Here is a 23,972-nt window from a genome sequence, read left to right on the forward strand (position 1 = left end):
GGAGAATGACTGCTAAAAACTCATGCTCAAAGCGACCGTAGGGAGCGAGCTCATAGCTAGTAGTTTACTTCCAGAATCTCGTAAACAATTTTTCCGCGGGGGGCTTGGACTTCGATGGTGTCGCCGGCTTTTTTGCCTTGGAGCGCTTCACCGATGGGGGACTTCATGCTGATGCGTCCCTGGAGCGGGTCGATTTCCTTGTCGCCAACGATGCTGTAGACCTTTTCGCGCTTGGTTTTCTTGTCAAGCATCTTGACTGTTGCGCCAAAGCGGATGGAACCGTCCTTGGTAGCGGCGTTTTCGACAATCTGTGCACCATCCAGAATGCGGTCGAGTTCACGCAAGCGGCGGTCAATTTCGCGCACGCGCATACGCCCGTAAGTGTAGGCGGCGTTTTCGCTGCGGTCGCCTTCGGCAGCAGCGGCTTGCACCTGGTTGATCATTGCCGGGCGTTCGACATATTTGAGATGTTCCCATTCTGCCTTGAACTTTTCAAAGCCTTCTTTCGAAATCAAGTGTTTCATGGGGGAAAATTTAGAAAAAGTGTATAGTGATTAGTGGTTGGTGGTTAAGGAACAGTAGGAAGTAGTCGGTAGGAAGTAGGAAGATTTTATAATCGCGGCAAAGCCGCCTAACTATTACTGTTTACTAATCACTAATAAAAACTATATTTGGTAAAAACTTTGTTTGAGAGTGTTTTATGTTGTTGAAGAATTTGTGGTGTGGAAAGACGTCTTTGCGTAGGTGCGTGGCTGTTGCTGCTGTTTCTAGTTTGCTTGTGCTTGCGGCCTGCGGTGGCGATAGCGGTACTAGCGCTTCAAACAACGATGGAACGTCTGATTCTGAAGAGATTCAGAGTTCTTCTAGCAGCACAAAAGTTGAATCATCGTCCAGCGTCATTCTGAGTGGCGATAGCCATGAAGAATCTAGTAGCAGTTCATCATCGAGTTTGAAGTCTGTTTCATCTTCTAGCAAGCAGTTGAGTTCCTCTTCGAGCGGGAAAAATGGTGATGGCTGGAGCTGGGACGTGCCGAAGGAAGATCGTTTGAATCCTGAAATAGCCTACGACTCAATGACGGATTCCCGCGATGGTCAAATCTATAAGACTGTGAAAATTGGTAATCAGGTCTGGATGGCTGAAAATTTGAACTATGCCGATAGTGTCAAAACTCCGAGCTTAATAGGTAAAAATTGGTGCTATGCCAATAAGGCTGAAAATTGTGCCGTGACTGGCCGCCTTTACACCTGGGCGGCGGCGATTGACTCGGTGAAGCTCGCGACTGATGCCGGCAATCCGCAGGACTGCGGTTTGGACAAAAGCTGTACTCTGCCTGATACGGTGCAGGGCATTTGTCCGCCGGGCTGGCATTTACCGGAGAAAAAAGAGTGGGATACTTTGCTTACCAAAGTCGGTGGGGAAGCAACGGCACTCAATGTTCTCAAGTCGCAGACGGGGTGGTTTCGTAAAGGCAACGGCTCGGATGATGTGGGCTTTTCCGCACTGCCTGCTGGCGACAGGATCAACAATGGCAATTTCTTCGACATTGGCAAACTCGCCGGCTTCTGGAGTGCTTCTGAGACAGATTACAACTACGCCAATGCCTTGGACTTGGGCTACTGCAGCAACTATGCGGCCCTGGGTTACTACAACAAGAGCTTCGGTTTTTCTGTTCGTTGCCTGAAGGACTAGTCGGGGCGTTACGGGGCTGGCGATTGAAGCCCCGTTCGAGGGGGTGATGGAAGACTTGCCCTTAGAAGGAGGTGCCCGCTCGGTGGCGGGCATGACAATAGGGCTAGGCTGCAATCAGGGGGAGACTTCCCCCTTTTATAGAACAAGACATTACTAGATTGCTTCGCTTCGCTCGCAATGACGTGCGAGGCGAATGCTGCAGAACCGCTTGCGTGTTCTATTGCTGAGCCGATACCGTCATGCGCACTGCGCAATGATGTGCAAGGTTATACAGCACGAACGCTTGCATTCGTATTGGATAACCGCAGCAGTCATGCGCTCTGCGCAATGACGTTTCCTGCTGCCAACTAAGTTCTGTCTACTTCCTACTTCCTACTTCTTACATCCTACTTCCTACAACCTTCATTCGATTGTGATTTCTACCACTTTCGTTTAATCTTGTAATTTACTATCTTTGGCGCAAATAATTAAAAGAGGTGATATGGTAAGAAAAAAACGGTCCGAATCAAAGTATAAGCGATTGAGCCGTATTTATTATAATCGAATGTTTCCGCGTAGGCAAGATGCGATTCAGGTGGCATGGTCGGTTGCAGCTGGGGTGTTTATTGGCATTTGGCCGACGATTGGTGTCGCCATTATTTTGACGGTTGCGTTTTGTGCGCTTTTCCGGTTGCCGAAGGTGCCGGGGATTGTTTCGTCGTTTGTGGCAAACCCGCTGACTCAGTTCGGTTTTTTCTATCCGACGGGTTACATGCTCGGGTGCAAAATTGTCCATCCCGAAGCGATTAAGTTTGACTTTTTGGAAGAATTTCAGGGGCTTTCCTTCAAAAATTTCACGACGGTTATCGGTCATTTGTGGAATGATGCTGCAGACCACCTGTTGGCGTTCATGATTGGCATCACAATTGTTGCTGCGATTGGCGGAGTTATCTTCTTTTTTCTAGCTTATTTCATCGTAAGTTACAGAAAGAAAAAATGGATTGCGGCAAAGACGGGTTATATCCATAACTTGATTGCCGAAGATGAAGTTTTAATCAAAGAAGCACACAAAGGAAAGAAACCTATGATGCACATCTATCCGTTCAAGGCTTTGCGTCCGGTGAACCCGGCTGAAGCTGAGACCATCTCTGCGCTCCCTTACGACGTGATGAACCGCGCCGAAGCCAAGGCTATGGCTGAAGGACTCCCGCATTCTTATTTGCGCGTGACCCGTGCCGAACTTGAACTTCCGGATTCCGTTGACGCTTACGATCCGAAGGTTTACGCTCATGCTCGTGAAAATCTTGACAAGATGATTGAAGACGGTGTTATTGCCTTCGACAAGAAGCCTTGCCTTTATGTTTATCGTCAGACCATGAACGGTCGTGAACAGTACGGCCTTGTTTGCTGCGTTCCGGCTGCAGATTATTTCAATGGCACGATCAAGAAGCACGAACTTACCCGCGCAGACAAGGAAGAAGATCGCTTGCGCCATGTGCTTGCTACGAATGCCAACACGGGTCCGGTGTTCCTCACTTATCGCGATAACGGCCAGTTCGATATTTTCGGTGCCGTGACCAAGCGCAAGCCTGTTTACGACTTCGTGAGCAAGGGCGATGGCTTTGGCCACACGGTTTGGGTCATCGATGATGACGCTGAAATCGAAGCTATTCGCAAGTCCTTTGAATCTGTGCCGGTGAGCTATATTGCTGACGGTCACCACCGCAGTGCTGCTGGTGCCCGTGCAGCCAGCTACCGTGCCGAACAGAATCCGAACAACACGGGCAACGAAGAATACAACCGTTACCTCGCCATCCTCTTCCCGAGCACCCAGCTCAAGATTCTCGATTACAACCGCGTCTTGAAGGACTTGAACGGTCGTACTCCGGAACAGCTCATGGAAGAAATGAAGCTTGTGTTCGACATTGAAGAACTCGATTCTATGCAGAGCCCGGCCAAGCAGAACCAGGTGAACTTCTACATGGGCGGCAAGTGGTATGCTTGCACGTTTAAGGACAAGTTCCTCAAGAACTTGGGCCCGGTCGATAGCCTTGATGTGGCTCTCCTCCAGAAGCTCGTGTTGAAGCCGCTTTTTGACATTGACGATCCGCGTACATCGAAGCGCATCGACTTTGTCGGTGGCATCCGTGGTCTTGGCGAACTGGTGAAGCGCGTCGATAGCGGTGAATGCGCCTGCGCCTTTGCTATGTACCCGACCACGCTCGATCAGCTCATGAGCATTGCTGACGCTGGTGAAATCATGCCGCCGAAGAGCACGTGGTTCGAACCGAAGCTCCGCGACGGTCTCTTGGTCCACACGCTCGACTAATTGCTAGCAGGTCGCGCGGCTTTGTTGCATGAAAATTGCGGCATTGCCATACAAAATGCGCGGCCTTTGCAAAAGCGAAATTGGGAAATCCTCGAATGTATCGGGGATTTTTTTGTTTAGAACGAAACTTTACCTTTGAACGTGACACTACTGAAATCGCGGTATTGGCCGTACATTCCATCCTTGCCGTCAGGGCCTTTCAAGTATAAATCGCCGATAAGGCTGAGGGTTATGGCGTCAGTTAGTTTGTAGTCGAATTCGAATTCGCTTGCTGTAGAGTAGTTACACAAATCAAGTGCCCCAGAAGCTGAAATGGTCAGGGTCTCGTTTAGGAGTGTCTTTTCTATGCTGAGGGTTGCTTGGTGTTCATACTGCTTGCGGTCCAAGTATTTTCTGTACTTGAAAACAACATCTGAAATGTATTGCGCGGTAATCGTCCAGCCGCCGCTCAATGTCCAGTCGAAACCGACAAGGCTTACAAGCTGGTGCCTTTGCTTGCTCGATGTAACCTTTTCTTCGTAGAAAAATTGCTCAATTTGGTAATCTGCGGTTGTCTGGATATGCCGCATAGGGAAGAACGCCGTTTCTAGACGGAATACAAAATCACCTGCTGGGATTGCTGCATCGGCGCCAATCATGGACATGCGTTTGTACTTGCCCGTAACATCAATCATGCCGACATCCTCTGCGGATTCCGGGGATTCATAAAAGTAGGGCGAGTATTTGATAAATGGCGTGTCATCCCATCCGTAAAACCCATACAAAGATAAGTCTGCTACAGATGTGTAGAAGCTTGCACGAAGTGCATATTCGCCATTGTTAATGTCTTTGTGGGGAAGTTCAAAATCGTCATAGAAAAAGGGGCAAAAAAATTGAATTCCGTCCATTTGGTCTGGGAACGAGTGTGCACGGAGCGGATTTTTGGCGGCGATCGGTAAAATGCTCGGCGTAAAGAAAGGAATGTAATAGGCATCGACTTGAGCTTTGTCAGTCAAGAGCGATAAACGCACTGCATCGATTCCGAGTTTAGATTCGTTATAATCGTTTGCGACAACTCTTGATTCATCAAAGGGACTTACGACATCTGCAATTTGAATGTCATCGGCTTTTCCCCATGAGACTATCTGGCGACCGATACGGAGCGCGAATATTCCGTTTTTCCAATCGATATAGGCTTCTTTTAGCCTTAGTGCGAAAGATCCGTCTTCGTCGATGAATCCGGACATTCCGTTAGAAGATTGGCTTCCTATGGCGTCGTGGATCAATTGGCCGTTCACATAGATCATGGCATCGTCGTAGAACGCCTTGACGGAGCCATCGAAAATGGTTTGGCCGAGCAAAAAATCGCCTTTCTGCTTGTGGGCGTTTGGGAGGCCTATGCCTGCTTGGGTTGTGAGGCTTCCGCTAAATGCGATTTCTTGCGCGTGAAGCGTTGGGGCTGAAAAGTGAGCCATTGTTGCAAATGCTATGGCTGGGATTGCCGTTGTGAAAAAGGAATGCTTATTCATACTTCCTCCTTTTCTTTGCCAAAGGGGTTTGCTACGTGCAATAGAGCGGGTGTAATTGTGTAGTCCGCAACCAACGCACTTGAAAGACCAACGATAACGAGAACTCCGAGAACCGCCAAGAAGTGCATGGGGCTAAACAGATAAACGCTGAACATGGAACACAAAATAATGGTCGTCAGGAACATCGTTGCTCCGATTTCGCGGAAGGTTGTTTCCATGGCCTTTTCGCTAGAACCCATTTGTTCATGTTTCATTTTCAGGTGTGTTGTTAAATGGATGGTGTCGTCAACGGCAATGCCTAAAACCATGGGCATCACGGTGATGGTGCTGAAGTCAAGGGCGTAATTGAAATACCCCATGACGCCACCCACGAGAATGACCGGAGCCACGTTCGGAATCATGCCGATAAGGCCAAGCTTAAGGCTTGAGAATGCGAATACGAGCATGATGGCGATGATGACAAGCGAAAACCCGAAGGACTTTAAGCCACCAAAGACAATGCGGTTGCTCATTTCGGAATAGCGAATCATGTCGCCAAGCAAGGTGCATTTTGCGCCTGGGAAAAGTTTGGCAAGTTTTGCTTTCAAAGCGTCCATATTGGCAAGGGCTTCTTCCGTTGCAAACTGCGTCATGTCCACGCTGACAACGGTTGTCTTGAAATCGTCATCCATGGCATCGCTAAAGTCGTTATGCATTTCAATCGATGAAAGTTCCATTAACTGTGCAAGAATGTATTCGTCTTCGGGGACAGTGTACATTGAATCTTTGCCCTCGTTGAGGGCGCGGTTCATTTCTTTCAGGATGCTTGTCGCCGAGGCAACGCGAGCCTTTCCGCCCGACCATTTGGTGAGCGAGAGCGTTCCGAGATAATCTTCAAGCTGCAACAGCGCTTTCATGTTTTCGGGTTTCTTGAATGCGCCTTCTTCATCGTAAGAAATCATCACTGAATAGCTGTACTGATTGCCTAGTTTTTTCTTCAGCATTTCCTTGGTTTTTTGGATGTAGGGCATCTTGTCGCCTGTGATGGTCAGGTAATCTAGCTGTGCCGTGATTTTGAACATCCCCGGAATGAATGCGGCGATAACCAATGCGCAAATGACGATGAATGATTTCTTTCTGTTGTAGACAAATTTAGACCATTGTGAAAAGTAAAGATCCAACTTTGTTGCTCCATTAACATCCAATGCTTGGGGCGTGCAGTCCTTACCGAATGAAAGTAAAATTGGAATAAGGACAGTAACGTAGATGTAAATTGCAAGAACGATAAGAGCGGATGTTTTACCCATCCATTCAAGTGGCTTCATGTTCACGAACAGGAAACTGATAAATGATGCCATGGTCGTAAGAACCGTGAACAGCACCGGCCATCCGCATTCCTCGACGCACTTGATGGCTGATTCCTTGCGCTTGCCTGTACGTCTAAAATGCAGCTTGAACATCTTGATGTAGTGTACGGAATAGCCAACCGCAAGAGCCATGCCAAGAACAACCGGCAATGTTACCAGTGCGGAGTCTGCTTTTTCTCCAAAAAACGACATGGCTCCAAAAACTGAGGCGATTGCGCTGATTGTAGCTACAGCCGGAACAATCACGCCAAACACGTTGTGTAGGCAAATTGCCAAGAACAAAAGCATTACGATAACGCTGCAGATGACTCTTACACCGTATTCGGGGACTTCGTAACGGTCTTCGTTCGCGCTGTCGTAAGGCATACCACCACCATAAAGCATGAATCCTTTGTTCTGGAATTCTTCGCTTTCGATAATGTTCATCAGCTTGTAGCCGATGTCTGTTGAAACTTCGTCAATTTCGCCATTGTACTTTTCTTCAAGCTCTTTTCCAGCGAAAGGATGGAGCGAAAGAGAAATCCATGTTTCTTTGCCGTCATCGCTGACAAGCGAATTGATGAGTGCGTTCGTTTTTTCGCTACCGCGCATCACGAGGGCACGCGCTTTTGCAAGCTCAGCGGAATCTGAAGGGATGCCGTTTCCGTAAGGCTTTACAATCGAAAATCCTTCGTCATTGCCGACAGGAATATCTACTTCGACGATAGATGTCAGGCGGTCTGCAAACGGAATTTCATCACGCATGCGGTTGCCTATTTTTTCGATGACCTTCAGTATTTCTTCGCTAAAGACATCGCCTTCGCCTTGCTTTACAATAAGAACGCCGACACCGTTCAGGTTCCCGAATGTTTCTTCGTATTTTTTGGTGTTGATGGTGATTTCGTCTGAGTTGCCGAACCAGCCTTCTTCGCCAAGAGCAAGCGAAAAATTGCTCAAGCCTAAACAGCAAACGACCGTGACGATAAGCAAAGTGGCAAGAATCTTAAAGCGGTTGCGAATTTGCGCCTGTCCGACCTTGCCGAAAAATTCGTTGAACTTTTCGACTTTCATGATTAGCTGTCCTGGTTTGTTTATTTCACCTGTTCGCGTTCGAGTGCGCTTACGGTAAAGTAACTTTCATTGACCTTCTCATCGTATTTGAGGTTCTTGACTTCGTAGACAGTTTTGTGGTTTGTTTGGACGTTCGTCATGGTCATCTTGAGCGTAGACCAGTAACCGTTTACTTGCTGGATATTATCGGCGGTAAGCGTTTTTTGCAAGCGGTTCTGCTTGTCGAAATATTCTCCCTTTTGTACAACATAGGTTTTCTTGTTCACCCAGGAGACGCGGCGGCTTATTTTTGCCTTCGGGTCTTTAGCCTTGGCTTCTAGAATCCAACAGTCGATGCCGTTTATTTTTTCTTCGCCGAGGAGGGCGAAGTTGTCCTTGGAGAGACTGCGGTTGCCAAGGTCGTCGTATGTGAAGTCGGTTCCCTGGAAGTCGTCGTCCTTGCTTGAACCGGAAACGCGGCGCACCTTTTTCATGGCTGGAAGGTAGATCCAGCTGTCGCTATCGACGGTAGAGCCGTCGGCTTTGTCGGGGTAGTCGTAGGTGAGGTAGCTGATGCCCGCCACGTCGCGCGGCGTTTTGAACATGAGAACGGTCTTGTCGGTTGTGCCGTCCTTCATGGTGTAGGAGACGATTTCGCGGTTACGGGTCTTGCCGTTTTTATCAATCAATGTCACGGAAATGAGGCCGGAAGATGTTTTTCCGGAGGGCAAGTCGTGGACTTTTTTGGCGATTTCGCTTGCAGACTGCGCAAAACTGGTTGTGAAAAGCAGAAAACTAGCGCTAAGGGTGCTTAAAAAAAGATTTTTCATTTTTCTCCTTCAAAAAGTCCAAAGGCGGTTTTTGTGAAAATCGCTTGACTCTTTTGTAAGAAAATTATATCAATTTGCGCGGATTTGAAATTTTTTTTGAAAAATTTTATTCCGAGTTGTATTTTTATCTGAAAAACGTTTGCTTTTCTTCTGCGTTGGGGTTTTAGGGGCGGAGCCCCTAGGCGGTGGATTGCTTCGGCCCCTTACTGGGGCTTTTTCTAAGCTCTAAGTTCTAAGTTCTGCCAACTTTTTCATACCTACTAATATTACATGAATTTCCTTCCTACTTCCTACTTCCTACTTCCTACTTTCCTATATTTTCCACGCAAAAATTTTTAACAAGGATATTCTTATGGCAAAGATTGCTATTCTCGGTTACGGTAACCTGGGTCGCGGTGTGGAATGCGCCGTGAAGCAGGCTCCGGATATGGAACTCGTCGCGGTTTTCACTCGTCGTGACCCTGCTACGGTCAAGATTCAGACGGCAGGCGTTCCGGTGTTGAACGTTTCTGAAATGGAAGCCTGGAAGGACAAGGTGGACGTGCTCATCATTTGCGGTGGCTCTGCTACGGACCTGCCGGTGCTCACCCCGAAGTACGCTTCTATGTTCAACGTGATCGACTCCTTCGACACCCACGCCAAGATTCCGCAGCACTTCGCTGCTGTTGACGCTGCTGCCAAGGCTGCCGGCAAGATTGCTATGATTTCTGTCGGTTGGGACCCGGGTATGTTCAGCCTGAACCGCGTGTACGCCCAGTCTATCCTTCCGGAAGGCAAGGACTACACGTTCTGGGGCAAGGGTGTTTCCCAGGGCCACAGCGATGCTGTCCGCCGCATCAAGGGCGTGAAGAACGCGAAGCAGTACACCTGCCCGGTGGAATCTGCTCTCGAAGCTGTGCGTAGCGGTTCTATGCCGGAACTTACGACTCGCCAGAAGCACACTCGTCTCGTTTACGTTGTTGCAGAAGAAGGTGCTGACAAGGCCTACATCGAAAACGCCATCAAGACGATGCCGAACTACTTCGATGAATACGACACGACGGTCAACTTCATCAGCGAAGAAGAATTCAACAAGAACCACAGCGGGCTCGCTCACGGTGGTTTCGTGATCCGTACCGGCAAGACCGGCATGAATCTGGAACACACGCACGTGATCGAATACAGCCTGAAGCTCGATTCCAACCCGGAATTCACGACGAGCGTTCTCGTGGCTTACGCCCGCGCAGCACTCCGTATGAAGGCTAACGGCCAGACCGGTTGCAAGACCGTACTCGACGTGCCGCCTGCATACCTCAGCACTCTGAGCGACGACGATCTCCGTGCTCATTGCCTGTAATTGGTAGAAATTGGTCGAAATTGTTCCTCTTTGTGTTATGCAAAGGGGAACTTTTTTTATTTTATGAAGTGAGTCGTTTTATAGACGTTAACAGGAGAAGAAAATTTTGCGTAATTTTTTGAAAAAATTCACCACAATTGTTGTGCTATTTTTATGTTGTTCGTTTTTCGAATCTTGCGCAATGATTTTTTCTGTAAGTTCGCCTAATCTCTCGCAATCCGAGTATGATGTTTTGCGTGTGAGCAATCCTAAAATGGCCCAGTGCTATGAATCGCATTTTAGGGGTGGCATGTTGGCGTTGGATCTTTTGTTTTGGCCGTTTATGATTGTTGATGCTCTTGGTGGTCATTATACTTACTATGCTTATGAACCTGAATATTGCCAAGTCACGCCCTTTGAGGAAGCGAAACCGGCGTATGATCCTTGGGGAGAACCTCCGAAGATTACAAGCAAGGTCAAGTCCGACCAAAATACAAACAAAAAAATTGAGCCTGCCGTAAAACCGCAGCCGCAAAAGAAAAAACCGTCTCGTCCGATTTTCGTAGCCGTTCTTGAATCGACTTCTGGTGGAGTTCTTAAACTTCATGAAGCCCAGTTTATAACAAATGTGTTGAGAGAAGAAGCGGTTAGGGCTTTGTATTCGAAACTGAATGTTACCATTATGACTCGTGAGAATATTATTGAAATGCTCCCGCCTGATAAATCTCTTGAAGAGTGCGAAGGGGCTTGCATTGTTGAAACTGGAAAAAATATCAGCGCCGATTATGTTTCGCAAGCGAGAATCGGAACGTTTGGAAAAAATTTGACGATTTCTGTTGAGCTTTATCGAACTTCCAATAACAAGTTGATTGCTAGCTTTAATTCGAAGGCTCGCGATATTGATGCGCTTGAAGAAGATATTCGTGCAAAGGCGGCGGGTATGTTCTATGAAGTTATTCGTGAAGAAACTGAAAAGTAATATTTAATGAAACATTGAAATCGCTTGATTTGCGATTGTAAAAAGTCTACCGTTAAAATTTTCGGAGGGCTTTTTTCTTTTTATAGTTTATATTTATGAGTATGAGAGTGTCTATAAAATTGTGTTTGCTTACTTACGTGTGGCTTTGTTGCTGCTACATGGCTTGTGATCCTGCGTATGATTATGATTACAATCCTGGGTATGTTAAAGCTCTTAAGCCGGCTGACGTGGATTCTTTGGAAATGCGAGTCTACAGCAATGATTCGCTGATTGCTACCAAATATAGCCGTACCTCTGAAAATGGCGGGGAAGCCAGTTTCTTTTTCGCTGATTATTGCTATGGTAAGGAGCATGCTGGCAAAAGCTTCGATTTTACCATTGCTATTGTTTTTTTCTGCGGCGACAAGAAAGTTGATCTGCCCACATACAAGGTTAAAACAAAGACCGATTCCAGTGGATTTGCGGATGAAGTAAAGTTCTACATAGCTGAATTTGATGAAAGAAAGGTCAGCGGCGATTATTCGCTTGAGACTTTCCTTGCTCCTGAAGATACTGCTTGCGGTAAGTTCGTGAACTATGCCGTCCTCAATGTCAAGGAGGAATGATGAAGCGCATTGCCGTACTGATTTTTTGCTTAGTGGCGTATTCTGCAGCGGGTTTATTTGAAGTTTCGCCGCAAGACTGAAAATTCCTCCAGATTCTTCATCCGTATTTTGAACTTTCCGTTGGTGGAATGTATTCGGTAATGGATTACAAGACCAAATCAAAGACAAACTATTATCATGACTTAGAACGTGATGAAATGGTTTATGACAAGGACCTTTATTACGATATCTATTCTTTTGAAGGGGGCGGTCCTCTGCTTGATTCTAAGATTGGTATCGGTTTTGCAAGACGGGTTGCCTTGTATTTGAGTTTTGGCTGTTTTTGGTCTGCTGGGGAACATCGTTATAAGATTTATTCGCGTGACAAAGAGGAATATTCCGAAGAAGATGCTAGATTCAGATTCTTTGGGGGATTGGGACTCAAATGGTATCCTGTTGTAAATGAACAAAATCCTCTTAATGGATTTTTCCTCGGAACGTCTTTTAAACTTGTTTCCCTTTTCGGAAACGAAAAATCAAGGGAAAAGTACGGAATGTACTATGTCGAGGGTGAATCTTTTATCGAGTTTGAAATAGGAAAGGTCTGGAATATTTCGGATTCCTATTCGTTAGGCTTTTCTGTAAAGGTTGCAGGTGGTTTCGGAGGTGAAACAGAAAAGGTTGATGGCTTCCGAGTCGATAAAAACAGGGAACAAAAGGATGATGATATTACGCTAAATAGCAAGCATATCGGAGCAGTTATTACGTTTGTCCGGAAATAATTACTTTAACTTTTCTTTCAACGCAGAAATTTCTTCCGAAGTCATTCCCAGTTTTTGCAAATATTTTTCTGTAGCGTCCGCCCAATCGGCTTTGTCTGTATTGGGAACGTCAATCCCTTCGGCGTGGTAGACCGATTGCAAATTTTTTAGAACGACTGCTTTGTAAAAATCGATTTGATGTGCGTTTAAGGAGACTTGCATGTCATCAATGACCGTGAAGTAGTTGATGAATGTCTGGGCGTAGTCTGCTTGGATTTCTTCGGCAGTGGCGCCCATCAGTGCTTCTAGAACGGCGATTGTAAAGCCGGTACGGTCCATGCCGTAGGTGCAATGCACTAAATAGGGTGCTTCATGTTCAATCATGTAGCGGAAACCTGTTGCAAGCCCTACTTTGAATGGCATGGAATAGAATTGTACGGGCATCGACAAGAAGACGGCGTCTTGCGATGAGTAATAGGAACTATCAAAGTTCTGGTAAGATCTAGCGTAAATTTCGGTATCTGTTAAATTGATAAACGTGGCGATGCCGGCTTCTTTTGCAAGTGAATCCGCATAGTGGTTGCGACCGATAGAGTAGTCTATGGGACTTGATGAACGGTATAGTTTGTTTGCGCCCATGCCTGTAGTGTGGACTTTTCGGAAGTTGGCGAAATCTTGAATTGAAAGTTCGGGGTAACTTTCTTTGTATAAACTCATGTATTGAACATGCCGCATTATATCAATGCCGAAAAGATAGCCGCCTTTGTCTTTCATCTTCACGGTGACTTTTATGGGCGTCTTGACGTCGGATATTTTAAGGACTTCAGCGGCTTCGCCGTAATGGATGGCTAGCATTAGGCGCTCGGCACCGCTCACTGCAGAAAGCGAAAAACCTGCGATGGGGACGTCATTGGTTGATTCTACGACAGGCATTTCGAGGGTGTCGTAGCCGACGATTGCAACAGTTACGATATCGCCAATTTCGAATTCGGTTAAAAATGAATCCGCCGGATAGTCGAGGAAAAGGTCGGTGGATAAGAGCTGACCTGTGCTGTCTCCCCAAATAGAGGTGTGAAGTTCACCCTCCTGTTTAGTGGGGGTAGTGAACGAAATTTCTTTTACGACAAAAGCCGGATTTGGCTCGCTACAGGCGATTAAAAACAGTGCGCAGAAAACGATTGCTGTAAAATGTCGCACTACTCCCTCGCCTTTACATTCTAGATCCTAATCGTGGATGGTATTCTTCAGGCTTTCGATCAAGCGTGCAAAACTCGGATCGGTTTCCATCTCTTTCTTGACGCTCTTGATGGCGTGAACGACGGTGGAGTGGTCCTTGCCGCCAAAACGGGAACCGATGCTCTGCAAGCTGATGGGGGAGAGCTCGCGCATGAGGAACATGGCGACTTGGCGAGCCTTCGAGATTTCCTTGGTGCCGCGTCCCGGTTCGATGAGCTTGGTCTCGGGAACTTCGTAGTGCTGCGATACGGCATGGAGCACGGCGTCAAGGCTTACGCGGCGACGGAGCGTCGGAGCAATTTCGGTGACGACCTTCTGTGCGATGTTCATGTCGATGTCGTGGCTCATGAGGCTCGACTGGAGTGTGAGCTTGATGATGGCGCTTTCGAGGCAGCGCACATTGCTTGCGATATTTTCGGCGAGGTAACGGATGACTTCGTCGCTGATTTCGAGGTGGCGTTCTTCGGCCTTTTTGTGGAGAATGGCTTCGCGCGTTTCGACGTCTGGCGGTTGGATGTCAACGGTTAAGCCCCAGGAGAAGCGGCTCACGAGGCGGTCGGAGAGGTTCTTCACTTCGGCGGCGGGTGCATCGGAGGTGAGCACGATTTGCTTGCCTGCCTGATGGAGCGCGTTAAAAATCAAGAAAAATTCGTTTTGCGTTTCGTACTTGCCAGTCCAGTTCTGGATGTCATCGATCAAGAGAATGTCCACTTCGTTGCGGTAGAAGTCCGACATTTCAGTGATGCGCTTTTCTTGCAGGCACTTCATGTACTGCTGCGAGAAGTCTTCGGACGTGAGGTATATCACACGCTTGGTCGGATCTTCTTCGAGAATGTAGTTCCCGATGGACTGGAGCAAGTGCGTTTTCCCAAGGCCTGACGAACCGTAAATAAATAGCGGGTTGTATTGCGTTCCGTCCGGATTCCTGGCTACAGCGAGAGCAGCGTTGAAGGCGAGTTGGGCTTTGTCACCAGGGACGAAATTTTCAAAACGGAAACTGCCCGAAAGCGGAACGCTCGGCTTGATAAATTCGCGGAAAGAATTTTCCGAAGCGCTTGCTTGCGGCTGGTACACGTCTTGCGGCTGGAATTCGAATTCTACCGGAGCTTCGTCGTGTGAAACATCTTTCCATGCGAGGCGGATGAGATCCTTGTAAGCGGCATAGACTTTGACATCAAGTCCGGGGGGCACAGCGATAACGGCATGCCCTGGAGTCTGGCTTACGAGCTTGGTCTGTGCAAAATATGTCTTGAATACCGTATCCGACAGCATTCCATGGAGGTAGTTCAAGCATCTTTCCCATTCAACCTGCATTATTCAATCCTCATCCGATTAGATTTATCATCTATCAACAACTAGGCGTAATAATTTAGCTAATTCTTCGGGATGTTGATAGATGCGTTCAGAAATAAACCTAAAATATTTCTTACTTAAATGTAAATGAAAATTAACACAAAACTTTAGGCTCTTATGGCCGTGCTCGATGCCTTGAAAATTCGCAAAATTTCTATTTTTTGCTACGATGGAATTGAATACACTTGTGGATTATTGTTTTTGGACCCCCGTTCTTCTTTGGGTGGGTCTCCATTTTTGGTTTAGGAATGTCTCGTATGTCGTTTTTATGAAAGAAAAACTGAATCGGGGCGAAAAATGGGCTTACGTTTACAATGGGTACGTTAAACACCCCGGCCGGGTGAGTTTTTTGCGTTTTTGCGATGTGGTTTTTACGCTTGTGGCTTCGGCGGCGACTGCGATTACAGTGGTGTGGTTCTTGCAAAAGTTTGGGCTTGGAAAGTACGCCTATTTTGGATTTTTGTCGATGCTTCTTTGTTTTGCGATTGCCTACTTGATGAAGCGTAGGACGGAATTTAAGCTCACGGATTTGTTCCAGTCGGCTTTTTATTTGGAATATCGCTGGGTAAATTACGAAATCCAGCGCAAAGGAATCACGATGTCGGAAGAAAATGTGAGAGACCGCGCGGGGTTGAGCTTTGCGCACAAGCTCCGCAATGCCGAAAATCATCGTGTTTTTTGGAGGTATGTCAAGGCGATGGCAAAGTCCAAGAAAGTTCCCCCGGAAATGTTTGAGGTTTATTAGTTGGCAGAACTTAGAGCTTAGAATTTAGTAGGTAAACAGGAATGTTTTAAGTGGTTAGTATGCAGTGGTTAGTAAACAGGAATGTAAAAAGAACATTTTAATTGCAATCCTAACCACTAACCACCAACCACTAATCACTAGAAAGAGCATGTATGATTGATAAATTGGATTCTTTAGATGTGGGCGAGAAGGTGCTCGAAGGCAAGGCGGCATGGAAGTATGCCGAAGATATCTTGCAGCTCGTTTCGCGCACGTTCGCGCTGAACATCCAGGTTTTGCGTGGCAAGTTGCACCGCAGTATTTTGCTTGCGTACCTCTATTTGCGCATTGCGGATACTGTTGAAGATGATCCGGATATGATGGCTCATGAAAAGGACCGTGTGCTTGCGCTGTTTGCCGATGTGTTCAAGACGGGCGAACTTGAAACGGAAAAGATTCGTACGTTTGTGGATGCCTTGCCTAAATCTTGGCATGGCTCTGAAGACCCGAATAAGGATCTTTGCGTTAAGTCCGAAATTGTGGTGCCGCTTTTGAAGTCGCTTCCCAGGAATTACCAGAAGCCGGTTTGCGATGTTGTGATTGAAATGTGCGGTGGCATGGCGAAGTTTGCGCTCCGCCAGGAGGCTGCTCTTTCGGCGGGTTGGTTCACGCTGGAATCGGTTGAAGAACTGGATGAATACTGCTACTATGTGGCGGGAATTGTCGGGAAGCTATTGACTAAGCTTTTCTCTGCCGATACGTGCCTGATTAGCAAGGAACGCGAGGCGGAACTTTCGAAGCTCGACGTGAGCTTTGGACTTGCGCTGCAGGTGACAAATATCGTGAAAGATTGCGTCGAAGATTCTGGTCGCCGCGTCTGCTTTATTCCCGAAGAAATTTGCCGCCGTCATGGTTTTGATCATTCGAGCGACTTGTTCAAGGCGGGTGCTGATCCTCAAAAGTGCGGCGCGGTGCTTTCAGAACTTGTCGAAAAAGCTTGGCATCATTTGGACGATGCAATTGCGTACACGAAACTCATCCCGAACATCAAGATGCGAACGAGGCTCTTCTGCCTTTGGCCGCTTTTTATGGCGGCGGAAAACTTGCGCTTGATTGGTGATGGTGTGTCGGTTTTCTCTTCGGACAAGAAGGTGAAGATTACGCGCGATACCGTGAAGCGGATTGTCAAGGAAACGTCAATGCACTTCTATTCGGACAAGTGGATTGATGAAGCTTACGCGAGGATTAAGAGGAACGTTTAGACGAAAGACGAGAGACTAGAGACGAAAGACGAGAGTGGTTCGACATAGTTCGACAGGTTCACTAACCGAGCTCACCAACCGATTGTCATCCTCGACCGTTAGGGAGGGGATCCAGTGATAAAAGGATCGATATCGTCATTGCGAGACCCGCAGGGGCGAAGCAATCTATAAAAAGGAATTTTATGCAAGGTAATATGAAGTTTTATAACAAGTGGCCATTTCATGTGGCAGTGATTGTTTTTAGCATTGTTTCTGACCAGCTGACGAAGCTGTGGGCGGTTTCGCGTTTTACGGACGAAGCCGGGAATTTTACGTACGAGAAAATTCCTGTGATTGGTGAAGTTGTGCGTTTCCAGCTTGTGTACAACAAGGGTGCTGCGTTCAGTAGCCGTCCGCAAGACTTGTTGCCGTTCTTGCCGCCGTGGCTGTTCTTTTTGTTGATTTCGATTGTCGCCGCTTTTGCGCTCGCATGGTTCTACAAGTCCATCGACAAGCGCGATTACTTGAGCCGTTTGGGTGTGGTGATGATTCTCGGTGGTGCTGTTGGCAACTTCATTGACCGCATGCGCATGCAGCAGGTGGTGGATTTTATCGACTGCGATTTCCCTGATTTTATCATGACACGATTCCCGACGTTTAACGTGGCGGATTCATTCGTGACCGTCGGCGTTGCGCTCGTGATTCTGTCGCCTCTAATCTTGCGCAAGTTGCATAAGCAAATTAAGGATGAAAAAGAGGCTGAACTTAAAACTTAAATGTAAGGCTATGAGCACGGACCTTGCGGTCCTTTGAGCTATGGGGTATGGGCTTATAACATCAAATTTTAGCCCCAGTGCTCAAGGTCAACAAGATTCTACCAACAGCAACAATGTTATTTTAACTTTTAACCCCATACCTCACAACCCCATACCTCAAAGCGGCGAAGCCGTCCTAACCACTAACCACCAACCACTAACCACTGATTCATGAATTACATTGTAAACGAAGACAAAAATGGTGAACGTATCGACAAGTTCCTTGTTGGCGTTATGGAAAATGTCTCCCGCACGGATGTGCAGAAGCTGATTGAAGCGGGCGAAGTCAAGGTCGGCGGTGGCAAAGTCTCCAAGAACTTCCGCGTTGAAACGGGGATGGCGGTTGTCGTTGAAAAGATGATCGAAAAGGAATCTTCGACGCTTGAACCTGAAGATATTCCGCTGAACATCGTTTACGAAGACGACGATATCGTGGTCATCAACAAACCGCGCAATTTGGTGGTGCATCCGGGTAATGGCGTGAGCAAGGGAACGCTTGCTGCAGCGCTTTTGTACCACTTTAAGGAAAATCTTTCATCTGTGAATGGTCCGCTCCGTCCGGGTATTGTCCACCGTTTGGATAAGGATACGCCGGGGCTTATGGTGGTCGCGAAAAACGATGCGGCCCATAGGCATTTGGCGCACCAGCTCGAAACGCGTACGCTTCACCGCACGTATAATGCACTTGTGTGGGGTTGCCCGCGTGACCTCGAAGGAACGATTGACGCTCCGATTGGACGTAACCCAAAGAACCGCCTCAAGATGGCGGTGGTGAAGGGCGGTAAAGAAAGCCGTACGCATTACGTTGCCAAGCAGTTCTTTGCGATTGCAACGCTTTTGGAATTGCAGTTGGAATCTGGCCGTACGCATCAGATCCGCGTGCATAGCCGCTACACGGGCCATCCGGTCGTGGGTGATCCGCTTTATGATGGTCGCGATGAAAGCTTGAACCGCGTGCCGCCTCTGATGAAGCCGGTGGCCGAAAAGGTTCTTGAAATTGCTCCGGCGCAGCTTTTGCAGGCCGTGAAAATTGAACTCATCCATCCGCGCACGAACAAGAAGCTTACGTTCAAGGTGCCGATGGAAGAGCCGTTTGCAAATGTGCTCAAGCTCTTGAAAAAGGAATGCCCGGCATCGGCGCCAGTGTATGACGAAGAAGAAGGTTTCCGCGATTTCGATGCGCAGATTCGTTTTGAAGAAGACGATGATGAATTTGACTGCTATGACGAACCGCTGGAGATTTCGCCGGATGAAGCTGCTCCTGTGAAGGAACGCAAGACTCGCGCCCAGCGCCTCGCTGAAAAGGCTCAGACTGCTGCAAAGCGTCGTGCCGTTGCTGCCGAACGCAAACTCATCAAGCAGATGAAGGCCGCTCGCCGCAAGGGAATCGCACCCGAAGATTTCGTGGAACCGGGATATGAACCCACAATTGACCCGGAACTGTTGGGGTAGTGGTTAGTAAACAGTATTGCTATGAAGAATGTTTTATTTTGAGAGTCATCCTTCCTACCGTCTACTTCCTACTGTCTACTTGTTCCTAACCACCAACCACTAATCACTAACCACTAATGACTATTGACCAATAACTAATAACCAATGACTAATTCTTACTTCTTTATCGGTGTTGCGGGCGTGGGCATGAGTGCCATCGCGCAGTATTTGGTGGGCAAGGGCGTTGCTGTGAGCGGTAGCGACCGTCAATTTGGCGAGTTCCTGAACGGAAATGCCGAGAAGCCGCTTGTCATGAGCCAGCTCGAAGATTGCGGAATCAAGTGCTTTGCGCAGGACGGTTCCGGCGTTGTCGAAGGTCTTACCGCCGTCGTGGTGAGCACCGCTATTGAAGATACGAATCCTGATTTGAAACGAGCAAAGGAACTTGGCGTTCCGGTGATGCACCGCAGCGAAATGCTTGCGAAGATTTCGAAGGAAGCGCGCACGATTGCGATTAGCGGCACGAGCGGAAAGTCAACGGTGACCGCGATGGTTTACCACATTCTCGATTACGCTGGACTCCAGCCGTCCGTGATGACGGGTGCTGGCCTCGTGAACTTGCAGGCTCAGGGCAAGATTGGTAACGCCGTGAGTGGCAAGGGGCAGTGGCTCGTTGCCGAAGTCGATGAAAGCGATGGAACGCTAGTTCGCTATGAACCGGAAATCGGCGTCATTCTGAACATCGATAAGGACCATAAGGAAATCTCCGAGCTCGAACAAATTTTCTTGAAGTTTAGCCAGAATGTCTTGAGCGCAGGGCACATCTTGATAGTGAACGATGCGCACCCGCTCGCCAAGAAGTTTAGCGCCGGTCGTGAATTTGACTTTGGCTATGAAAGCTATGTGAGCGTTCAGGGAATTGATTTCAAGTCGGCCGGGACGCATATCCAGTTCCGCGTGCGCCATGGCAATGAACTTGTGAAGTTCGAAATTCCGCTGCCGGGCAAGCACAATATGGAAAACGCCTTGGCTGCAACTGCAGCGGCTCTTCGCGCGGGCGTTTCGCTCCACACATGTGCCGATGCGCTTTTGACTTTCCCGGGCGTGTTCCGCCGTCACCAGATTTTTGGAACGTTCAACGGCATTACGCTTGTTGATGACTTTGCTCACAATCCGGCAAAAATTGCGGCAAGCATCAAGAGCGCCCAAGACTTTACTGAAGGCCGCGTGATTGCTTGGTTCCAGCCCCATGGCTTTGGTCCAACGCGATTCTTGCGCAAGGACCTGGTTGAATTTATTGCAAATACGCTTCGCCCGATGGATATGGATTTTGACCGCAAGAACGATGTGATGTTCTTCAGCGAAATCTATTATGCTGGTGGAACGGTCACGCGCGACATTAGCGCAGGGGACCTTGCGGACGACTTGATTTTAAAGGGCTGCGAAGCCATTTACATTGCCGACCGCAACGAGTGCGCGAAGAAAATGCTAGAATATGCAGAGCCGGGTGACACGATTTTGTTGATGGGCGCTCGCGACCCGAGTTTGCAGGACTTTGCCTTCTCCGTGAAAAAACTTCTTGAAGAACATTAAGTGAACAAAGTCATTTTCTGTGAAAAAACTTTTAGAAGATTGATAAGTAAACAATGTCATTCTCCGTAAGGAGAATCCATAAATGTCTATATTATAGTATGGATGGGGCTCTCTTCGATGAACAAAAAGATTGTTTTAAAAAATGTTTTCTTTGATGGCGCGAAGCGCGACATCTTGATTGTCGGTAATCTCTTTGAAAAAGTGACGCGTCCGCTAGAACCTGCGGATTACGAAGGCGCTGAAATTGTCGATTGTTCGCACTTTGCGATTATGCCTGCGTTCTATAATGGACATACGCATGCGGCAATGTCGCTGTTGCGTGGCTTTGCTGATGACATGGAACTTCACAAATGGCTCAACGAATACATCTGGCCAACTGAAGCAAAACTCACGGCTGACGATATCGCTGTTGGGAGCCGCTTGGCGATTCTCGAAATGATTAAATCGGGAACGGTTTTCTTTGCAGACATGTATTGGCATCGCGAAGAAACGATGCGCGTTGTCGAAGAAATGGGAATCCGTGCGGCGATTGGCGTTACATTCGCGGAACCGTTGATGTCTAAGGATGCTTGGGCGAAGAACGTTGAATTCTTGAAGAATCACACGGGCGAATCGGAACGTGTGCAGCTCGTGGTAATGCCGCATGCGATTTACACGGTGGGCGAGAAGAAAACGGCGGAACTGATCGAACTTGCTCATGCTGAAAATTACAAGATCCATACGCATTTGTCTGAAACAACAGTTGAAGTCAAGAATTGCGAGGTCCAGTACAAATGTACGCCGGTGGAATTCTGGAAGCGCTTGGGCGGCTTGAATTCGAATTTCTCGGCGGCGCACTGCACGCATTTCACGGCGTCTGACCGCAAGATTTTTGCAGAATCGGGAGCGACCGCAATTCTGAACCCGTGCTCCAACATGAAGTTGAATAGCGGTATTCCGCAGGTTGCCGAAATGCTCAAGGATGGCATGAAGCTTGGTCTTGGCACGGATGGCGATTCTTCGAACAACAGCCTCGACATGCAAGAAGAAATGAAAAACATTGCGCTCCTCGCTAAGTACCTGGGAACAGCAGAAACGCTCCCGGCTCACGAGGCTCTTAAAATGGCAACGTGCAATGTGGCTCAGTTCTTTGGAATCAACGCTGGGTGCATTGCGGAAGGCTATCTCGCGGATTGCTTGCTTTTAGACCTCAACAACGAGCGAATGGTGCCTTGCTACAATGTGTATAGCAATTGGGTGTATGCCGCCAATTCTGGCGCCATTGATTCCGTGATGTGCAATGGCAAGTTCGTGATGCGTGGCCGCCACGTCGATGGGGAAGAAAAAATTCTTCGCAACGCTCGCGAATGCGCGGCTCGACTCGCTTCGAAATAACAATTGTCATGCCCGCCACCGTGCACTGTGCGGGCATCTCTATTTATGGTTTCTTCTTAGAAGCGCTCGAATCTTTGGATGCGCTGGATTTGCCTTCTTCGAAGGTCTTTATAGCGGCTTCCTTGGCGGCGATGGCGGCGTCTTTTGCTCTTTCGGCAGTCTCGCTAACTTTATTTGTGAGGCTGTCTGCTGCGTTTTTGACGGCTGCCTTTGCGCTGTCCGCAGTTTGTTCGGTAGAGCCTTTGGCTTTGTCTGTAATTGTCTTGGTGAGCTCGCTTGCTTTTTCTTTTGCCATCTTACGGAGGTTTACTTCGTCAGAGGAATAGCCCATCGTTTCGAGCGAAGACTTGTAGATGCTGTAAGAAATGGCATCGTTCCTCAAGTTCTTGAGGTTCCCTTCGACGGGGAGCAAGTGCAAAATCGTGAGCAAAACAAAGCAGATGAGTACGGCCTTGATGAGTCCGAACAAAAGTCCAAGAATTCGGTTTGTTTTCCCGACAATCGTATTCTTGATGGAATCTCCGACCAAGTGCCCGATAAACGTGAACAGCAAGAACGGAACCAAAAAGCCGATGCATGTGCAGATGAGGTGTGATGCAAAATCGCCAAACGCGAAATTCCTTACAAAAAAGTCACCGAAAAGACTTTGTGCAAAGTAAGCGCCGAAAATTGCAGAGACCCAAGCGCAAAATCTAAATACGCTTCCGAGTAGTCCGCGCCATAATCCGAGGGCGCCAAAAACAAGCAGACAAGCGCTGCAAGTAATGTCTATCCAATTCATTGGACTAATCCTCTAAGTCGCAAGCTGGATGGCAATAAAAGCTGCCGTCGCAACACTCACTCCAAGTATAAATCCTATTCCATACTTAAATGTAGTTTTTTGCGGCTTCGGAGACATAACGGTTTCGATGGGTTGGTCTTCGTTTACCGTATCTGCCCACTCGGCGATGTATGGAGTCATGTCGCGCGGGTATTCCTTCATGATGTCGGCAAGTTCGTTGGCTGCATCGCAGGCCGAGGACGGGCGCTTGCTTGCTCGCTTATTGAGGAGTTTCAAGACGAATTTGCGGAGAGGCTTGGGAACGTCATCCGGGAAAACTTCCAACTTGAATTTCATCTTGAGGATGTTTTCACGAGTTTCTTCGAAGTCCTTGCCGCGGAAAAGATTTTCGCCGATGAGCATTTCGCTGGCGATGATGCCAACGCTATAGAGGTCACTTGCGTAATTGACCTTTTCGCCCATGATTTGCTCGGGGCTCATGTAAGCGGCGGTGCCGATGATGCATCCGGTCTGCGTGAGTTCCTTGCCGATTTCGAGTGGCGTGTCGGTATGGGCAATGCCAAAGTCCAAGAGGCGAACGCGTCCGTCCTTATCGATCATCATGTTCGCTGGTTTTAAATCGCGGTGCGTGACTCCGTTGCGGTGGGCGTGGCTCAATGCGCTCAAGAGTTCGTACAAGATAGTCTCGACAACCCAAACTGGCGGTCGCTTGTTCCTCAAAAGTAAATCCTTGAGGCTTGAACCTTGTACGTATTCCATGGACATCGTGTAATTGCCGTCGCTGTCTTTCCAGAGGGCATACGGCTGGATGATGCTCGGATGGTTCAAGTGGGCGAGAATGCTCCCTTCTTGCAAGAACCGCTTGATGTACATTTCTTGCTGGTTCAAGTTCGAATGGAGTCTTTTGGCAACGACGAGGCGGTCGAGCGAAGGGTCCCTGCAAAGCCACAAACTACCCATGGCCCCGCTGTTCAGGGCTTGGATGGGCTTGTATCCGCCAATTTTTGACGGTAGTTGGTCCTTGACTTTTTTCCTCGATTGTGTTGCCTTGACTTCTTCCATGCGTCCCTATAT

General features: G+C 48.0%; 21 protein-coding genes and 1 pseudogene. 14 read left to right on the forward strand and 8 right to left on the reverse strand.

The features are described from left to right. Positions 1 to 56: 56 nt before the first annotated feature. Positions 57 to 524: a transcription elongation factor GreA gene (greA, locus tag HUF13_RS00755; protein ID WP_173473349.1), complete on the reverse strand. Its 468-nt coding sequence runs from the start codon at positions 522 to 524 to the stop codon at positions 57 to 59. 176 nt (positions 525 to 700) lie between these two features. On the opposite strand from greA, the gene HUF13_RS00760 reads away from it, so the two are divergent. The 4 genes and pseudogenes from HUF13_RS00760 (at position 701) to HUF13_RS00770 (ending at position 3,998) form a co-directional block, all read left to right on the forward strand. After that, positions 701 to 1,690 (forward strand): fibrobacter succinogenes major paralogous domain-containing protein, encoded by a 990-nt coding sequence (locus tag HUF13_RS00760; protein ID WP_173473350.1) that lies wholly within the window; start codon positions 701 to 703, stop codon positions 1,688 to 1,690. A 177-nt stretch (positions 1,691 to 1,867) separates the two neighbouring features. Beyond that, a complete protein-coding gene (locus tag HUF13_RS00765; protein WP_173473351.1) occupies positions 1,868 to 2,041 on the forward strand; it encodes a hypothetical protein in 174 nt (57 codons plus the stop codon). Positions 2,042 to 2,171: 130 nt separating this feature from the next. After that, positions 2,172 to 2,654, forward strand: a pseudogene (locus HUF13_RS17525) (DUF2062 domain-containing protein); the annotation flags it as partial. 99 nt (positions 2,655 to 2,753) lie between these two features. Beyond that, entirely contained in the window at positions 2,754 to 3,998 is a 1,245-nt protein-coding gene (locus HUF13_RS00770) for a DUF1015 domain-containing protein (RefSeq protein ID WP_369697068.1), read from the forward strand. 116 nt (positions 3,999 to 4,114) lie between these two features. Here the strand turns inward: HUF13_RS00770 and HUF13_RS00775 are convergent, their stop codons facing one another. Genes HUF13_RS00775 through HUF13_RS00785 form a run of 3 tightly spaced genes read right to left on the reverse strand, consistent with a single transcriptional unit; the run spans position 4,115 to position 8,711 of the window. Next, positions 4,115 to 5,506, reverse strand: a complete 1,392-nt coding sequence (locus HUF13_RS00775) for a DUF1302 family protein (RefSeq protein WP_173473353.1) — start codon at positions 5,504 to 5,506, stop codon at positions 4,115 to 4,117. Beyond that, complete coding sequence (locus HUF13_RS00780; protein WP_173473354.1) at positions 5,503 to 7,902, reverse strand: RND family transporter; 2,400 nt, start codon at positions 7,900 to 7,902, stop codon at positions 5,503 to 5,505. Before HUF13_RS00780 ends, HUF13_RS00775 begins: the two co-directional genes overlap by 4 nt. Positions 7,903 to 7,922: 20 nt before the next feature. Further along, a complete protein-coding gene (locus tag HUF13_RS00785; protein ID WP_173473355.1) occupies positions 7,923 to 8,711 on the reverse strand; it encodes an outer membrane lipoprotein-sorting protein in 789 nt (262 codons plus the stop codon). A 352-nt stretch (positions 8,712 to 9,063) separates the two neighbouring features. On the opposite strand from HUF13_RS00785, the gene HUF13_RS00790 reads away from it, so the two are divergent. The 4 genes from HUF13_RS00790 (at position 9,064) to HUF13_RS00805 (ending at position 12,371) form a co-directional block, all read left to right on the forward strand. Further along, complete coding sequence (locus HUF13_RS00790; RefSeq protein WP_173473356.1) at positions 9,064 to 10,047, forward strand: diaminopimelate dehydrogenase; 984 nt, start codon at positions 9,064 to 9,066, stop codon at positions 10,045 to 10,047. Positions 10,048 to 10,228: 181 nt separating this feature from the next. Then, on the forward strand, positions 10,229 to 11,005 hold the full coding sequence (locus tag HUF13_RS00795) for a hypothetical protein (protein ID WP_173473357.1): 777 nt from the start codon (positions 10,229 to 10,231) through the stop codon (positions 11,003 to 11,005). Positions 11,006 to 11,112: 107 nt separating this feature from the next. Next, the gene (locus tag HUF13_RS00800; RefSeq protein WP_173473358.1) at positions 11,113 to 11,610 is read left to right on the forward strand and encodes a hypothetical protein; all 498 of its coding nucleotides are present in this window, start codon (positions 11,113 to 11,115) and stop codon (positions 11,608 to 11,610) included. A 140-nt stretch (positions 11,611 to 11,750) separates the two neighbouring features. Next, positions 11,751 to 12,371, forward strand: a complete 621-nt coding sequence (locus HUF13_RS00805; protein WP_173473359.1) for a hypothetical protein — start codon at positions 11,751 to 11,753, stop codon at positions 12,369 to 12,371. On the opposite strand, the gene HUF13_RS00810 is transcribed toward HUF13_RS00805, so the two are convergent. Together HUF13_RS00810 and dnaA are read right to left on the reverse strand one after the other, a co-directional pair. Continuing rightward, complete coding sequence (locus tag HUF13_RS00810) at positions 12,372 to 13,547, reverse strand: tyrosine-protein phosphatase (RefSeq protein ID WP_173473360.1); 1,176 nt, start codon at positions 13,545 to 13,547, stop codon at positions 12,372 to 12,374. 27 nt (positions 13,548 to 13,574) lie between these two features. Further along, positions 13,575 to 14,900, reverse strand: a complete 1,326-nt coding sequence (gene dnaA, locus HUF13_RS00815) for a chromosomal replication initiator protein DnaA (protein WP_072830510.1) — start codon at positions 14,898 to 14,900, stop codon at positions 13,575 to 13,577. 307 nt (positions 14,901 to 15,207) lie between these two features. Between dnaA and HUF13_RS00820 the strand changes: the two genes are divergently transcribed. The 6 genes from HUF13_RS00820 to HUF13_RS00845 all read left to right on the forward strand — a co-directional run bounded on the left by HUF13_RS00820 (position 15,208) and on the right by HUF13_RS00845 (position 22,117). Further along, a complete protein-coding gene (locus HUF13_RS00820) occupies positions 15,208 to 15,684 on the forward strand; it encodes a hypothetical protein (protein ID WP_304038671.1) in 477 nt (158 codons plus the stop codon). 152 nt (positions 15,685 to 15,836) lie between these two features. Next, positions 15,837 to 16,925 (forward strand): squalene/phytoene synthase family protein, encoded by a 1,089-nt coding sequence (locus HUF13_RS00825; protein WP_173473362.1) that lies wholly within the window; start codon positions 15,837 to 15,839, stop codon positions 16,923 to 16,925. A gap of 194 nt (positions 16,926 to 17,119) precedes the next feature. Beyond that, positions 17,120 to 17,680: a signal peptidase II gene (gene lspA / locus HUF13_RS00830; protein WP_173473363.1), complete on the forward strand. Its 561-nt coding sequence runs from the start codon at positions 17,120 to 17,122 to the stop codon at positions 17,678 to 17,680. 210 nt (positions 17,681 to 17,890) lie between these two features. Continuing rightward, a complete protein-coding gene (locus tag HUF13_RS00835) occupies positions 17,891 to 19,171 on the forward strand; it encodes an RluA family pseudouridine synthase (RefSeq protein WP_173473364.1) in 1,281 nt (426 codons plus the stop codon). A 144-nt stretch (positions 19,172 to 19,315) separates the two neighbouring features. Next, positions 19,316 to 20,743 carry a UDP-N-acetylmuramate--L-alanine ligase gene (gene murC, locus HUF13_RS00840; protein WP_173473365.1) on the forward strand — a complete coding sequence of 476 codons (1,428 nt, stop codon included), beginning with the start codon at positions 19,316 to 19,318 and terminating at the stop codon, positions 20,741 to 20,743. Positions 20,744 to 20,860: 117 nt separating this feature from the next. Next, positions 20,861 to 22,117: an amidohydrolase gene (locus HUF13_RS00845; protein WP_173473366.1), complete on the forward strand. Its 1,257-nt coding sequence runs from the start codon at positions 20,861 to 20,863 to the stop codon at positions 22,115 to 22,117. A gap of 43 nt (positions 22,118 to 22,160) precedes the next feature. On the opposite strand, the gene HUF13_RS00850 is transcribed toward HUF13_RS00845, so the two are convergent. Both HUF13_RS00850 and HUF13_RS00855 read right to left on the reverse strand, forming a co-directional pair. Further along, positions 22,161 to 22,898, reverse strand: a complete 738-nt coding sequence (locus tag HUF13_RS00850; RefSeq protein ID WP_173473367.1) for a CvpA family protein — start codon at positions 22,896 to 22,898, stop codon at positions 22,161 to 22,163. A 12-nt stretch (positions 22,899 to 22,910) separates the two neighbouring features. After that, positions 22,911 to 23,960, reverse strand: coding sequence for a serine/threonine-protein kinase (locus HUF13_RS00855; RefSeq protein ID WP_173473368.1), 1,050 nt, complete (start codon positions 23,958 to 23,960; stop codon positions 22,911 to 22,913). Between the last annotated feature and the right edge of the window lie 12 nt (positions 23,961 to 23,972).

Origin of the sequence: Fibrobacter succinogenes (assembly GCF_902779965.1) — a bacterium.
Classification (GTDB): Bacteria; Fibrobacterota; Fibrobacteria; order Fibrobacterales; family Fibrobacteraceae; genus Fibrobacter; species Fibrobacter succinogenes_F.